This window comes from Pseudomonas sp. SIMBA_068 (assembly GCF_046534705.1).
GTDB classification, from domain to species: domain Bacteria; phylum Pseudomonadota; class Gammaproteobacteria; order Pseudomonadales; family Pseudomonadaceae; genus Aquipseudomonas; species Aquipseudomonas putida.
Genome location: NZ_JAWRYI010001913.1, coordinates 1 through 228 on the forward strand (window position 1 = coordinate 1; position 228 = coordinate 228).

General features: G+C 60.5%; 1 protein-coding gene. It reads right to left on the reverse strand.

Annotated features, from left to right (window positions below; translation table 11 throughout):
- Nucleotides 1–228: phage terminase large subunit family protein (locus SB756_RS36445; protein WP_410914127.1), on the reverse strand; the 228-nt coding region annotated here is incomplete at both ends.

Here is a 228-nt window from a genome sequence, read left to right on the forward strand (position 1 = left end):
GGACTGAATCGATGGTCTTGCCGATCCGTGAAGACACCCGCTTCGCCAAGCCCCCGGTGGGTAGTAGCGTCAAGATGTTGGCCGGAGCCATGTGGATCAGCGCTCCGATCCAGTTCAGGGCGATCTGCGTTTTCATCAGCTGCGAGGCGATTTTGGTAACCACCCGCTTGCACGGGTGAGCAGGTGAAAGGCAGCGCATAGGTTCGCGGGCATAAGGCGTTCGCGCGG